Genomic DNA, 12,853 nt, shown 5'->3' on the forward strand with positions numbered 1-12,853 from the left:
GCGCTGACGCTGCTGGCCCGCCATCCCCGCGCAACGGCTTGCCGTTGTCGCTGGAGGCGCGAGCCCGTGCGAGCCTCGAAGGATGCACGGCCACAGTCGGGCCGTCGCCCTTCGAGACGGCCGCGTTGCGGCCTCCTCAGGGTGACGGACAATGAGCGTTACCGATCGAGGTCACGCCTACATCTGCGCCGGACAGTTCACCATCCAGGGGATACCGAACTGATCGACGCACATGCCGAAGCCGTTGGAGAAGAAAGTCTTGCCGAACGGCATGGTGACGGTGCCACCCTCGGCTAGCGCCTTGAACCGGCGTTCGGCCTCAGCGGGATCCTCGACCTGCAGCGCGACATGAAACCCCTGTGGCTTCTGGAAATGGCCGGGAGGTGCGTCGGACGCCATGATGATCTCGCCATCGATCGTGATCCTGGCGTGCATGATCTTGTCCTTCCACCCGGGCGGCGTCTGCATCTCCGCATTGCCCTCTCCGTAGGGGAACGATTCCTCGATCCGCGCACCCAGCACCTTCTGGTAATGTTTCAGCGCGGCGCCGCAATTGCCGTCGAAGGAAAGATAGGGATTGACCTGCATCGCGTGCTCCTTGGTGTAGTTATTTTTCGGCGAGCGTCTTCAGATTGGCGAGACCGACCTCGAAATCCTTGCCGATCATGTGATCCAGGTTCATGAACACCTGCATCAGCTTCGACATGAAGGCAGCCGGACCGTACATGGTCCATGTGACGTTGGTCGCATCGCCCTGCGGCAGCATTGTGAACTCGGCGGTGTTGTGGCCCTCGAACGGCGTGAGGAAGTCGAGCTTGATCACGATCTTCGACGGTGCCTGGGCGTCCAGGATCTCCATCCGGCCGGAACCGACATTCTTGTTGCCGTCCCAGGCATAGACCGCGCCCTTGCCGTTCGCAGCACCATCATAGGTGCGCTTCATCGCGGGGTCCCTGGTCTCGTAGGGCGACCACGTCGTCCACCGATGGAAGTCGTTGATCAGCGGAAAGATGCGCTCCGCCGGCGCCTCGATGCTGGCCGCACGCGTGACCCGGAACGTGTTCGGCTTGATCGCCGCCCGGATGAGGACGACCGCAATCGCGATCGCCAGGATGACGGCGATAATGGCAATGATCTCGAGCACGACGGTCTCCGCAAGGATAGATTGAGGGATGGCTCAGCGACGAAACGGAAGCAGCGCGTGCAGATTGCTATCGCGCAGATACAGCCCGCCCCACAGCACCAGGCCGAGATAGAGCCCGAACAGCGTGTGGGTGAACAGCGGACTGCCGATCCGCATATGGGAGGCGACCGCGCCGCCGAGATAGCCGGTGAGCAGGATCGCGCCGAGGATCGAGGTCGGCGGCACGGAGTAGAGCAATGTGCAGACGATGGTGATGAGGCCGAGGCTGCGCGCCAGCGTCTCGCTCGCACCAAAGCCCATCTTGTCCATCGTGTCCGTGACGACCGGCCACGGCACCAGCTTGATCGCGCCGTCGAACAGCAGGAAGACGATGACAAGGCCGCTCATGATGCGGCCAGTGATGCGCGCAGGCTTTGAGACTTCGATCTCCGCATTCGTCGACATGGCTGGCTCCGCAAGGCTTGGTGATGCTCTGCCATCATGACGAACGGCTGGGTGCGGGGCCGACAGAGATGGCGAAGATTTTTCAAGAGCGGGGATGAGATGAGATTAAATGGCAACCGCGAATGAGCTGCGTTCCCTCTCCCGCTTGCGGGTCGCGACGAGCAGAGCTCGCGCTCAGAGGGCTGGGGTGGGGGTCTCACCGCGAGTCACATTGTGGGAATAGCCCCCACCCGGATCGTATCTTTGATGCGATCCGACCTCCCCCTCACTGCAAACTCGCCGATCTTCCTCAACCTCGCCCCGCTTGCGGGGAGAGGTCGCCGCGCCTTGCGCGGCGGGTGAGGGGGTCAGGTCTCTCCACATCCGGAGCTCGTGGAAGCAGCCCCTCACCCCAACCTCTCCCCGTGAAGAACGGGGAGAGGGAGCGGAGAGAGTGCGCCAAGCGGGAGAGGTGCAGCGAGACTGTGGCTGCGCTATTGCTGACGACTACTTCGCCTCCGCGCTGCGCGGCTGGCTGTCGCGCATCAGGCGGTCGATATGCATGCGGATGTGGGCGGCTTCCGCGGTCGTGTTGGCGAGCGCGATGGCGCGGTCGAAGGCGACGCGGGCCTCGCCGTTGCGGCCGAGCTGCATCAGGAAGGCGCCGCGCACGCCGAAATAATGGAAATAGTTGGACAGCCGCGGCGCCAAGGGCTCGATCATCTCGAGGGCGGCTTCGGCTCCCTTCACCTTGGAGACGGCCACCGCGCGGTTGAGCGTCACCACCGGAGAGGGCTGCATGACCTCGAGCGCGCCGTAAAGCAGATCGATCTGCGTCCAGTCGGTATCCTCAGGCGTCCCGGCGCGGGCGTGAAGTGCCGCGATCGCCGCCTGCACCTGATACGGTCCGCTCCGGCGGTGGCGCATCGCCTTGTCGATCAGCGCTAGGCCCTCGGCGATCAGCTCCTGATTCCACAGGCTGCGGTCCTGGTCGTCGAGCAGGATCACCTGGCCGTCGGCATCGAAACGCGCCGCCGCGCGGGCGTGCTGCAGCAGCAACAGCGCCGTCAGCCCCATGATCTCCGGCTCGCTCTGGAACAGGCGGAGCAGCAGGCGGGCAAGCCGAATCGCCTCCTCGCACAGCGGCGAGCGGATGTCGGCGGTATCGCCGCCGGCGGAATAGCCCTCGTTGAAGATCAGGTAGATCATCGCGGCAACGGCGGCGAGCCGCTCGCTGCGCTCGACCGCGCCCGGGGTCTCGAACGGCACCTTGGCATCGGCGACGCGTGCCTTGGCCCGCGTGATGCGCTGCTCCATCGCGGCCTCAGAGACCAGGAAGGCGCGCGCGATCTGCTTGACGGTCAGGCCGGAGACGATGCGCAAGGCGAGTGCGATCTGCTGCGTCGCCGGCAGGTCCTTGTGGCAGCAGATGAACAGCAGCCGCAGGATGTCGTCGCGATAATGCGAGCCGTCGAGCCGTTCGGCAATCTCGTCCTCGGCGTCGTCGAGATCGGAGATCGTCTGGTCATCCTCGGGCAACGGCTCCTGCTTGCGGTTGCGCCTGATATCGTCGATCACGACGTTGCGGCCGACCATGATCAGCCACGCCGCGGGATCGCGCGGTGGTCCGTTCTGCGGCCAGCTCTTCAGCGCCCGCAGGCAGGCGTTTTGGAAAGCCTCCTCGGCGGTGTCGAGATTGCGGAAATAGCGCAGCAACGCGCCGACCGCCTGGGGACGCGCAGACGTCAGCGCGGCATCGATCCAGGCGGTATCGGTCACGACTTGACACTCCCCGGCTTGAAGACGCCGACCGGACGGATCTCATAGGTGCCGCCTGGATTGGCCGCGCCGAGATCGCGGGCGACGTCGAGCGCCTCGTCGAGGTTCTTGCAGTCGACGACGTAGAAGCCGAGCAGCTGCTCCTTGGTCTCGGCGAACGGGCCGTCCAGCACCAGCGGCGGATCATCCTTGCGCAGCGTGGTCGCGGCCGTGGTCGGCAGCAGGCGCGCCACCGGGCCGAGCCGGCCCTGCTTGGCGAGCTTGTCCTGCACCACGGATAGTTTCTGCATGACGGCGGCGTCGTGCTCCTTGCTCCAGGAGCCGACCATGTCTTCGTCGTGGTAGCAGAGAATGGCGTACAGCATCGAAAGGGTATCTCCGTTCATTCCAAGAACGAACGATTATGCCCGTTGCCGACAGGGGGACGGAAGAAATTTTGCTGCGGGTTCCGACGCCTACGATCCGATATGGCCGATCTCGGCAGATGGAGATGACGGCAGGTGAAGACGGCGGTGCAGGCGCTGCAGATGCAAAGGATGGCGACGAGGCTTTGAGGTCGCGGCAATCGCGCGCCGGACCATCGCTGCGACGATCGCGGCATTCCGGTTACCAGTAGACGCCGTAGCGGGCGGCGATCCGGCGCGGTGGTCATGACCGCCGGCTGAGGCGTGTCGTTGGTCGCAAGCACGAGGCTACGGTTCTGGCCGGGCCGAGACGGAGACGAGCACGAAGGCGGCCATCAGGAACAGTTTGCGCATGGAAGTTGTCCCCTGTTGATGGCAGGAGACTAGGGTCGCGGGTCGGCCCGCTCTGTGACGTATATCACGCTGATGTTGGAGGTATCTGGATGAGGAAAGGCGCGCTCGCGCTGCTGGTGAACGGCGGCACGGAAAACTGGTCGCCGGCGCGCTGGAAGGCGCGGTTCGACGCGGTCTGCCCCGACCGCCGCGTGGTGCTGCTGCCTGACCCGGCGCTCGATCCGGCCGAAGTGCACTATGCCGCGGTGTGGAAGCCGAAGCCCGGCGAGCTGGCCGCGTTCGGCAATCTGCGCGTCATCTTCAATCTCGGCGCCGGCGTCGATGCGCTGATGGCCGACCGCTCGCTGCCCGACGTGCCGCTGGTGCGGGTCGCGGTCGGCGACCTCACCGACCGCATGACCGAATACGTCGTGCTGCATGTGCTGATGCACCACCGGCAGGAGCTGTACCTGCGCGAGTCGCAGCGACTGAAGCGCTGGGCGCCGAAATACCAATGGGCGGCGGGCGCGCTCACCGTCGGCATCATGGGGCTCGGCACGCTTGGCGCCGCCTCGGCGCACGCGCTCCGCGCGCTGGGCTTCCGCGTGGTCGGCTGGAGCCGCAGCGAGAAGCGGATCGAGGGCATCACCTGCTTCCACGGCCCCGACGGGCTGGATGCATTGCTGCGCCAGACCAACATCTTGGTCTGCCTGCTGCCGCTGACGCCGGAGACGCGACACATCCTCAACCGCGAGGTGTTCGCGAAGCTGAACCGGGATAGCCCGCTCGGCGCGCCCGTGATCATCAATGCCGGCCGCGGCGGCCTGCAGAACGAGGCGGACATCCTGCGCGCGCTCGACGACGGCACACTGGGCGCGGCCTCGCTCGACGTCTACGAGACCGAGCCACTGCCCGAGGCGAGCCCGTTCTGGAGCCATCCGAAGGTGGTGCTGACGCCGCACAATGCCGCCGACACCGACGCCGACGAGATCTCGAAATACGTCGCGCAGCAGATCGCGCGCTTCGAGGCCGGCGGCGAACTCGAAAACCTCGTGGATCGCAAGCGGGGGTATTGACCCGCTCGCGCGAACGCCGAGACCAGCGGCGCGGGCGAGCGAGCTAGGACGGCTTGCGCGCGATGGTGACGTGTGTTGCGTTCGGGCTCGCGACACGCGAGACAACCGCATAACCCAAGCCGGGCAGGTCGAGCCCCGAGAACAGGTGCGACGCGAGAGAAATTCGCGGCTTCTATTTGGCCCCGCACATCACGTCGATGGCCCCCTGCACGATCGCTTCCAGCTCCTTGCGCGGCACGCGGGCGCGGGCGCGGATCGCGATGGTGTGGATGGTGGCGGATGCGAGATGAGCCAGTGCAGCCGCGTCGGCCGTATCCGGCAACTCGCCGCGCTCCTTGGCGAAGCGGAAGCAGATCGAAAACGCCTTGTCGAGCTCGGTGAAGCCTTCCAGCACCATGGCGCGGATATCAGGATCCGCCACCGCTTCGGAGGCGGCGGTCATCACCGTGAAGCAGCCGCGCGGCGATTCCCCTTCCGTGTAGATGTCGAGCGCGATGGCGTAGATCCGCGCCAGCCGCTCCCTGAGCGGTGCCTCGGCGCGGAAGATGTCGACCATCGCGGCGCGCGCGTCGTCGCGATAGCGCTGGTAGCTCTTGATGTAGAGCTCGCGCTTGTCGCCGAACGCGCTGTAGAGGCTCGGCCGGTTCATTCCGGTGGCGGCGCTGAGATCGTCGAGCGACGTCGCGGCGAAGCCGTCTCGCCTGAACAGATCGAGCGCCTTGCCGAGCGCGACGTCGGGCACGTAGGCGCGCGGCCGCCCGCGCCGTTTCGGTGCTATCGGCGCATCGATCTTGGCAGCAGATGGCGGCTTCCTATTTTTTTGTACCATTTTGCATTAAATTCCTTGACGCCTCCGATATTATTCGAGACAGTACAAAAATCAACACGGCCGGAATATCCGCGCCCAGCACCGCCAAGGAGGCACCCATGGACCTTTATTTCTCGCCGCTCGCCTGCTCGATGGCGACCCGCGTTGCGCTCTACGAGGCAGACCAGCCGGCCAACTATCTCGAGGTCGATCCCAAGACCAAGCAGGTGCGCAACGACGGCTCCGACTTCAACAAGGTCAACCCGCTCGGGCTGGTGCCGGCGCTGCGCACCGACGACGGCGTGGTGCTGACCGAGAACGCGGCGATCCTGCAATATGTCGCAGACCGCTTTCCGCAGGCGGGTATCGGCACGACATCGAATGCCGAGCGTTCGCGGCTGCATCAGTGGCTGTGCTTCATCGGCACCGAACTGCACAAGGGCCTGTTCCTGCCGCTGCTCGACAAGAAGGCGCCGCCGGAGGCGAAGGCCTATGCGCTGGAGAAATACACCTCGCGGCTCGATTATCTCGAGGATCACCTGAAAGGCCGCGACTATCTGCTCGACCATTTCAGCGTCGCCGACGCCTATCTCGTCACCGTCATCAACTGGACCATGGCGACGCCGCCGATCGAGCTCGCGAAGTGGCCGGCGCTGAAGGCCTATTACGAGCGTCTGCGCACGCGGCCCTCGGTCGCAAAGGCGATCGCGGAGGAGTTCGAGCTCTACAAGGCCGAGATCGCCCGCCACAAGGCTGCGGCGTAGGGCGGTCTCTCACCATGCGTCGTCCCGGCGAAGGTCGGGACCCATACGCCGCGGCCCCTCGATTTTGGGCGGTTGGAGTCGATACCTCGCGCACCAATCAGCGACGGTGGTTATGGGTCCCGGCCTTCGCCGGGACGACAACTAAAACGGCTCCTGCCCCAATCCCGGCACATCGGCCGGGCGCGGCCCCGGGGCGGGCCAGTGGAAGCGGCGGTCTTTCTCCGTGATCGCGATGTCGTTGATCGAGGCTTCGCGCCGACGCATCAGGCCGTGCTCGGCGAACTCCCACTGCTCGTTGCCGTAGGAGCGAAACCAGTTGCCGTCGGCATCGTGCCACTCGTACTGGAAGCGCACCGCGATGCGGTTGCCGTCGAACGCCCAGAGATCCTTGATCAGGCGATAGTCGAGCTCCTTCTCCCATTTGCGGGTGAGGAAGGCCACGATCGCCTCGCGGCCCTGAAGCACTTCGGAGCGGTTGCGCCAGCGGCTGTCCTCGGTATAGGCGAGCGCGACGCGGACGGGGTCGCGTGAGTTCCAGGCATCCTCCGCCATGCGCGCCTTCTGCGCGGCGGTCTCGCGGGTGAAGGGTGGAAGCGGCGGGCGTGACATCGGCGATCCCTCGCGGTTGTGGTCACGCGCAAATCTATCGGCGCGCCGTGGAGAGTCGATGGGGCGTTTCCTATCGCCCGATAGCTAGGCCATATCGGCCTTCATCAACGCGCGAATCGTCTTCGGAATCGGCTGCGCGCGGCCGCCGCTGACGAACGCGACGCGGACCTCGGCCTTCACAAGCACGTCATCGCCGCGCCTGACCTCCTGCGCCAGCGTGATGGACGCGCCCTTCACCGCGATCGGCCAGGTGACGACGTCGAGGACATCGTCCATCCGCGCGGGTTTAAGGAAGTCGAGCGTCATCGAGCGCACGACGAAGGCAAACCCACCGGTCTCCTCCTGCGCCTCCTCGAACAGCGCCTGCTGCTCGGCGCCCATCAGGCGGAGATGGTTGGTGCGCCCGCGCTCCATGAAGCGCAGATAGTTGGCGTGATAGACGATGCCGGAAAAATCGGTGTCCTCGTAATAGACGCGGACCTGCATGTGGTGGCGACCGTCGCGGATCTGGCCGTCGAGAATGGGTGAGGTCAATTGCGGCCCCCGATTGCGCTACGTTTCGCTCGTTGTGCGCAAAATAGCACGCCGGCGCAAGCGTGGTCAGGAGACCAGCGGCCCCTTTGCACCGAGCGTCACCTGCACGATCTCAGGGGGAACGCCGAGGCGGAACGGCATGATGCTGCAGCCGAGGCCGCCGGAGACGATGACGTCGGTCTTCAGCTTGAGGTGGCCATAGGCGAGCCGCATGCCGTGCTTCACGGGCACCGCGGGCGACCAGCCGAGCAGCCGAACCTGGCCGCCATGGGTGTGGCCGGACAGTTGCAGCGCGACGCGCGAGGGTACGCGGAGCGCGATGTCGGGCTCGTGTGCGAGCAGGATCACCGGCGCATCGTCGGTGACCTTGGCGAGCGTGGCACCGAGATCGTCGACACCGATATGCGCGATGCGGCGAAAGCGCCGCGCCGGCAGATAGGCGAGCTGATCGCCGAGGCCGGCGAGCCAGAACGGACGGCCGTCCTTGGTCAGCCGCACCACATCGTTCTCGTAGACGGGAATGCCCACCCGCTCCAGCGCCCGACGGGCAACCGGGATGCCCTGTCCCTTGCGCTGCAGGGTCTTGTCTTCCCAATAATCGTGATTGCCGAGGATGGCGTGCACGCCGAGCGGCGCCTTCAGGCCGCCGAGCACCGCGGCCCATTCGGACGCCGGAATGAAGCGGGTGACATGACGAAGCCCCGCGACATAGTCGCCGAGCATGACGACGATATCGGCATTCAACGCGTTGGTGCGGTCGACGATGTCAGCGATGCGATCGAGCGACATCCAGGGATCGCAGGCGTGAATGTCGGCGAGCGCTGCGATCTTCAGCGGAAAATCCGTCGGCCATCGCCGCGGCGACAAATCGTAGCGCGTGAGCGTGAGCCGAACGACCGGCTCGCTGACGCCATAGGCCGCGGTCGAGGCGCTGGCGGCGGTCAATCCGCCAACGGAGCGGAGGAAGTGACGACGTGAAATCATGGGTGTGCGATCAATGATACCTGGTCGACCATAGGCCCGTTGATTGAAGCGAAATTGGGCCGCGTTTGTGCAGAGAACCTGCAGACACGCCGCAAGGTTACCCTTTAGGGTTACCGGCAGCGCCGTGCGCTGCATCAACACGTCTTTTCACGTCTTCGAGAGCGCAACCGCGGCCACCGTGGCAGCACGACCAGATCATACTGGCGGCGAACTACAGCTACAGGTGATCCGGGCGTATGGATCAGTCTTCGTCACCATTGCCGCCGAACAGGCCGAACTGCGCGGGATCGCGGTTGGGTTCGGCAAGGCCGAGATGACGGAAGGCGTGCGAGGTCAACAGACGGCCGCGCGGCGTGCGCTGCAGATACCCGCACTGGATCAGATAGGGCTCGATGATGTCCTCGATCGCGTCGCGCGGCTCCGACAATGCCGCCGCCATGGTCTCGACGCCGACCGGGCCGCCGCCATAGTTCAAAGCGATCGTTGTGAGATAACGGCGGTCCATCGCATCGAGGCCGGCGCTGTCGACCTCGAGCGCACTCAGCGCGCGATCGGCGATGCCGCGGTCGACGGAGTCGGCATCCGCTGCCGAGGCAAAATCCCTGACCCGGCGCAGCAGGCGGCCGGCGATGCGCGGCGTGCCGCGGGCGCGGCGCGCGATCTCGTTGGCGCCGTCGGGGCTCATGCCGATGTTGAGCACGCGGGCGCCGCGGGTGACGATCTTCTCCAGCTCCTCCTCGGTGTAGAAGTTCAGCCGGATCGGAATGCCGAAACGGTCGCGCAACGGATTGGTGAGCAGGCCTGCGCGCGTCGTCGCGCCGACCAGCGTGAACTTTGAAAGCTCGATCTTCACCGAGCGCGCCGCGGGTCCCTCGCCGATGATGAGGTCGAGCTGGAAATCTTCCATCGCCGGATAGAGCACTTCTTCCACCGCTGGGCTCAGGCGATGGATCTCGTCGATGAACAGCACGTCGCGCTCTTCGAGATTGGTGAGCAGCGCGGCGAGATCGCCGGCCTTGGCGATGACGGGGCCCGACGTGGCCCGAAAGCCGACGCCGAGCTCGCGGGCGACGATCTGCGCCAGCGTGGTCTTGCCGAGGCCCGGAGGCCCGACGAACAGCACGTGATCCAGCGCCTCGCCGCGCTTCTTCGCCGCCTCGATGAAGATCGAGAGATTCTTGCGCGCCTGCGCCTGGCCGACGAACTCCGTCAGCGACTGCGGGCGCAGCGCGGTGTCGCCGACGTCATCGGAGCGGCGTTCGGGCGTGACGATGCGGGAGGGCGTGTTCATTGGCACAACGTGGCACTGCGCACATGCGGCATAGGCGGTGGCTGGGCTCCCCTCCCCCTTGTGGGGTCGAGACGAGCCAAGCTCGCTCTTAGGGGTTGGGGAAGGGGGGCCACACGAAGACCGCCTCCGTGGCTACCCCTCTCCCCCACCCTCCCCCACAAGGGGGGAGGGAGCGCAGCGGAGCACGCGGACCAAGTGGCGCACAATCTCGGAAACGTGTTCACTTCGACAATTCCTTCAGGCCCAGCCGGATCAGTTGCGCGGTTTCGGCCTTCTCACCGGCGCTGCGCGAGGCGGCGGCGATCGCGGCGGCGGCCTGCGGCTGGCCGTAGCCGAGATTGACCAGCGCGGAGATCGCGTCCGTGACGGGCCGCGGCGCGCGGTTGTTGTCGATCGCGCCCGAAAGCTGCACCACGGCCGGATCGACATCGGCAAAGCCGGGCGCCTTGTCCTTCAATTCGCTGACGATGCGCTCGGCGACCTTCGGCCCGACCCCCGGCGTGCGGGCGACCGCCGCCTTGTCGCGCAGCGCGATGGCATTTGCGAGGTCGGTCGGCGGCAGCGTGCCGAGCACCGCGAGCGCGACCTTGGCGCCGACGCCCTGCACGGTCTGCAGCAGGCGAAACCACTCGCGCTCATGATCGCTGCGGAAGCCGAACAGCTTGATCTGGTCCTCGCGGACATAGGTCTCGATCGACAGCACCGCAGCCGCGCCCGGCGACGGCAGCGCCTGCAGCGTGCGGCTGGCGCAGTGCACCTGGTAACCAACGCCGCCGACATCGAGAATCACATAGTCCTCGCCATAGGAATCGATCAGGCCCTTGAGCTTGCCGATCATCGTGCCACCTCGGACTTGGCGCTCGCGTCGCGTTCGTTCGCTTTGGCGTTGGCTTTGGTGAGGCAAGCACCGGCGGAAGGGTTCCCTCCCCCCTTGCGGGGTCCGAGGCGCGCGAAGCTCGCTCTCGAGGTTAGGGAGAGGGGTACCACTTGCTCCGCCTTATGAGGCAGAGCACGGACGGCGCTCACATCGTGATCGATTCCCGTGCGAATTTCGTTGATAGGTCGCCGTCGCATCTCATGCGTCGGAGCCTGCGGCTTACCCCTCTCCCCAACTCTCCCCCGCAAGGGGGGAGGGAGCCCGACAAGCGTGCTCTCCTCACGTCGCGCGAAGTCGAAGTCCCCCCTCATAGGCTTGCCACCTTCAGCCGCAGCGCGGCGCTCTGGCGGTGATGCGCGTGCGTGATCGCGATCGCCAGCGCATCGGCCGCGTCGGCGGATGGCGGCTCGGCTTTCGGTAGCAGGATCTTCAACATCACCTGGATCTGGTTCTTCTCGGCATGTCCGGCGCCGACCACCGTCTTCTTGACCTGGTTCGGCGCGTATTCCGCGACAGAGATGCCGAACATTGCAGGCGCCAGCATGGCAACGCCGCGCGCTTGCCCGAGCTTGAGCGTGGCGACGCCGTCCTTGTTGACGAAGGTCTGTTCCACCGCCGCCTCAGCCGGCCTGTAGTCGCCGAGCACGGCGGCAAGCCCCTCATGGATCGCGAGCAGGCGGCTCGCGAGCGGCAGGCTATCGGGCGTTTCGACCGAGCCGCAGGCGATGTAGACCAGCCGGTTGCCCTCGGTCTCGATCACGCCCCAGCCGGTGCGGCGGAGGCCCGGATCGATACCGATGATGCGGACGGGGGAGCGAATCGGCTGCGATGTCATGGGGGAGTGATACCGCCTGTGCACCGAGAACGAAACACAAACGGAGCGTCATCCCCTGCCCCGCTTGTCATGCCCTGCTCGTCATCCCCGCGAAAAGCGGGGATCCAGTATGCGCGGCAGGGCTCTGGAATACTGGGTCGCCCAGTCAAGCCGGGCGATGACAGCAATGCAAGCGGCGTCAGCCGCCCATCTTCGCCATGAGCGCGTCGGACACTTCGAAATTGGCGAACACGTTCTGCACGTCGTCGTGCTCGTTGAGCATGTCCATCAGCTTCAACAGCTTTTCGCCGGTCTCATCGTCGACCGAGACGGTGTTCTGCGGCTTCCAGGTCAGCGCGGCCTTGCGCGGTTCGCCGAACTTCGCCTCCAGCGCCTTGGCGACCTCGCGGAATGTATCCTGCGAGGCGTAGACCTCGTGGCCGCCCTCGCTGGAGACCACGTCGTCGGCGCCGGCCTCGATGGCCGCATCCAGCATGGCGTCGTCGGAGGCGACGCTCTTGTCGTATTCGATGATGCCGGTGCGGTCGAACATGAAGGCGACCGAGCCGGTTTCGCCGAGATTGCCGCCGGACTTGGTGAAGAAGGAGCGGATGTCGGAGGCGGCGCGGTTGCGGTTGTCGGTCAGTGCCTCGACGATCACGGCGACGCCGCCGGGACCATAACCCTCGTAGCGGATCTCTTCGTAGTTTTCGCCGTCGCTGCCGGACGCCTTCTTGATGGCGCGCTCGATATTGTCCTTGGGCATGTTCTCGGCGCGCGCCGCGACCACGGCGGCGCGCAGACGCGGATTCATCGCCGGATCCGGGGTGCCCAGCTTGGCCGCCACGGTGATTTCGCGGGCCAGCTTGCCGAAAAGCTTCGACCGCTGGGCATCCTGCCGGCCCTTGCGGTGCATGATGTTCTTGAATTGGGAATGGCCGGCCATGCGAGGTCTCTTGGAAGCGTCAGGTCAAAGGGGGTGGAAAGCGCGGCCTTATAGGCCTCCCTCCGGC

The 12,853-nt window shown here is 65.7% G+C and carries 15 protein-coding genes; 2 read left to right on the forward strand and 13 right to left on the reverse strand.

What is annotated here, in order from left to right:
- Window positions 1-177: 177 nt before the first annotated feature.
- The 5 genes from MTX19_RS34345 to MTX19_RS34365 form a co-directional block, all read right to left on the reverse strand.
- Window positions 178-588: a VOC family protein gene (locus MTX19_RS34345; RefSeq protein ID WP_280981167.1), complete on the reverse strand. Its 411-nt coding sequence runs from the start codon at window positions 586-588 to the stop codon at window positions 178-180.
- A gap of 19 nt (window positions 589-607) precedes the next feature.
- On the reverse strand, window positions 608-1,144 hold the full coding sequence (locus tag MTX19_RS34350; RefSeq protein ID WP_280981168.1) for an SRPBCC family protein: 537 nt from the start codon (window positions 1,142-1,144) through the stop codon (window positions 608-610).
- A 33-nt stretch (window positions 1,145-1,177) separates the two neighbouring features.
- Window positions 1,178-1,588: a DoxX family protein gene (locus tag MTX19_RS34355; protein ID WP_280981169.1), complete on the reverse strand. Its 411-nt coding sequence runs from the start codon at window positions 1,586-1,588 to the stop codon at window positions 1,178-1,180.
- A gap of 486 nt (window positions 1,589-2,074) precedes the next feature.
- Window positions 2,075-3,346, reverse strand: a complete 1,272-nt coding sequence (locus MTX19_RS34360; RefSeq protein WP_280981170.1) for an RNA polymerase sigma factor — start codon at window positions 3,344-3,346, stop codon at window positions 2,075-2,077.
- Window positions 3,343-3,711: a YciI family protein gene (locus tag MTX19_RS34365; protein WP_280981171.1), complete on the reverse strand. Its 369-nt coding sequence runs from the start codon at window positions 3,709-3,711 to the stop codon at window positions 3,343-3,345. The genes MTX19_RS34360 and MTX19_RS34365 overlap by 4 nt, the downstream gene beginning before the upstream one ends.
- A 482-nt stretch (window positions 3,712-4,193) precedes the next feature.
- Between MTX19_RS34365 and MTX19_RS34370 the strand changes: the two genes are divergently transcribed.
- Window positions 4,194-5,159, forward strand: coding sequence for a glyoxylate/hydroxypyruvate reductase A (locus MTX19_RS34370; protein ID WP_280981172.1), 966 nt, complete (start codon window positions 4,194-4,196; stop codon window positions 5,157-5,159).
- Window positions 5,160-5,331: 172 nt separating this feature from the next.
- On the opposite strand, the gene MTX19_RS34375 is transcribed toward MTX19_RS34370, so the two are convergent.
- Entirely contained in the window at window positions 5,332-5,988 is a 657-nt protein-coding gene (locus tag MTX19_RS34375; protein WP_280985687.1) for a TetR/AcrR family transcriptional regulator, read from the reverse strand.
- A 98-nt stretch (window positions 5,989-6,086) separates the two neighbouring features.
- Between MTX19_RS34375 and MTX19_RS34380 the strand changes: the two genes are divergently transcribed.
- Window positions 6,087-6,731: a glutathione binding-like protein gene (locus tag MTX19_RS34380; protein ID WP_280981174.1), complete on the forward strand. Its 645-nt coding sequence runs from the start codon at window positions 6,087-6,089 to the stop codon at window positions 6,729-6,731.
- A gap of 141 nt (window positions 6,732-6,872) precedes the next feature.
- Here the strand turns inward: MTX19_RS34380 and MTX19_RS34385 are convergent, their stop codons facing one another.
- The 7 genes from MTX19_RS34385 to MTX19_RS34415 form a co-directional block, all read right to left on the reverse strand.
- The gene (locus MTX19_RS34385; RefSeq protein WP_280981175.1) at window positions 6,873-7,340 is read right to left on the reverse strand and encodes a nuclear transport factor 2 family protein; all 468 of its coding nucleotides are present in this window, start codon (window positions 7,338-7,340) and stop codon (window positions 6,873-6,875) included.
- An 84-nt stretch (window positions 7,341-7,424) separates the two neighbouring features.
- The gene (gene ybgC, locus MTX19_RS34390) at window positions 7,425-7,874 is read right to left on the reverse strand and encodes a tol-pal system-associated acyl-CoA thioesterase (RefSeq protein ID WP_280975668.1); all 450 of its coding nucleotides are present in this window, start codon (window positions 7,872-7,874) and stop codon (window positions 7,425-7,427) included.
- 66 nt (window positions 7,875-7,940) lie between these two features.
- Window positions 7,941-8,858, reverse strand: a complete 918-nt coding sequence (locus MTX19_RS34395; protein WP_280981176.1) for a metallophosphoesterase — start codon at window positions 8,856-8,858, stop codon at window positions 7,941-7,943.
- A 241-nt stretch (window positions 8,859-9,099) separates the two neighbouring features.
- Window positions 9,100-10,149, reverse strand: coding sequence for a Holliday junction branch migration DNA helicase RuvB (gene ruvB, locus MTX19_RS34400; RefSeq protein WP_280981177.1), 1,050 nt, complete (start codon window positions 10,147-10,149; stop codon window positions 9,100-9,102).
- 220 nt (window positions 10,150-10,369) lie between these two features.
- Window positions 10,370-10,987, reverse strand: coding sequence for a Holliday junction branch migration protein RuvA (gene ruvA, locus MTX19_RS34405; protein WP_280975665.1), 618 nt, complete (start codon window positions 10,985-10,987; stop codon window positions 10,370-10,372).
- A gap of 346 nt (window positions 10,988-11,333) precedes the next feature.
- Entirely contained in the window at window positions 11,334-11,861 is a 528-nt protein-coding gene (gene ruvC / locus MTX19_RS34410) for a crossover junction endodeoxyribonuclease RuvC (RefSeq protein ID WP_280981178.1), read from the reverse strand.
- A 178-nt stretch (window positions 11,862-12,039) separates the two neighbouring features.
- Window positions 12,040-12,786 (reverse strand): YebC/PmpR family DNA-binding transcriptional regulator, encoded by a 747-nt coding sequence (locus tag MTX19_RS34415; RefSeq protein ID WP_280981179.1) that lies wholly within the window; start codon window positions 12,784-12,786, stop codon window positions 12,040-12,042.
- Window positions 12,787-12,853: the final 67 nt, after the last annotated feature.

The organism is Bradyrhizobium sp. ISRA464 (genome assembly GCF_029910095.1).
Classification (GTDB): domain Bacteria; phylum Pseudomonadota; class Alphaproteobacteria; order Rhizobiales; family Xanthobacteraceae; genus Bradyrhizobium.

What these genes read in the sequence shown, in the direction of transcription:
- MTX19_RS34355 (WP_280981169.1), bottom strand. Translation starts at nt 1,588, where the DNA reads ATGTCGACGAATGCGGAGATCGAAGTCTCAAAGCCTGCGCGCATCACT.
- ruvC (WP_280981178.1), bottom strand. Translation starts at nt 11,861, where the DNA reads ATGACATCGCAGCCGATTCGCTCCCCCGTCCGCATCATCGGTATCGAT.
- MTX19_RS34365 (WP_280981171.1), bottom strand. Translation starts at nt 3,711, where the DNA reads ATGCTGTACGCCATTCTCTGCTACCACGACGAAGACATGGTCGGCTCC.
- MTX19_RS34380 (WP_280981174.1), top strand. Translation starts at nt 6,087, where the DNA reads ATGGACCTTTATTTCTCGCCGCTCGCCTGCTCGATGGCGACCCGCGTT.
- ruvA (WP_280975665.1), bottom strand. Translation starts at nt 10,987, where the DNA reads ATGATCGGCAAGCTCAAGGGCCTGATCGATTCCTATGGCGAGGACTAT.
- MTX19_RS34395 (WP_280981176.1), bottom strand. Translation starts at nt 8,858, where the DNA reads ATGATTTCACGTCGTCACTTCCTCCGCTCCGTTGGCGGATTGACCGCC.
- MTX19_RS34415 (WP_280981179.1), bottom strand. Translation starts at nt 12,786, where the DNA reads ATGGCCGGCCATTCCCAATTCAAGAACATCATGCACCGCAAGGGCCGG.
- MTX19_RS34370 (WP_280981172.1), top strand. Translation starts at nt 4,194, where the DNA reads ATGAGGAAAGGCGCGCTCGCGCTGCTGGTGAACGGCGGCACGGAAAAC.
- MTX19_RS34345 (WP_280981167.1), bottom strand. Translation starts at nt 588, where the DNA reads ATGCAGGTCAATCCCTATCTTTCCTTCGACGGCAATTGCGGCGCCGCG.
- ruvB (WP_280981177.1), bottom strand. Translation starts at nt 10,149, where the DNA reads ATGAACACGCCCTCCCGCATCGTCACGCCCGAACGCCGCTCCGATGAC.
- MTX19_RS34385 (WP_280981175.1), bottom strand. Translation starts at nt 7,340, where the DNA reads ATGTCACGCCCGCCGCTTCCACCCTTCACCCGCGAGACCGCCGCGCAG.
- MTX19_RS34375 (WP_280985687.1), bottom strand. Translation starts at nt 5,988, where the DNA reads ATGGTACAAAAAAATAGGAAGCCGCCATCTGCTGCCAAGATCGATGCG.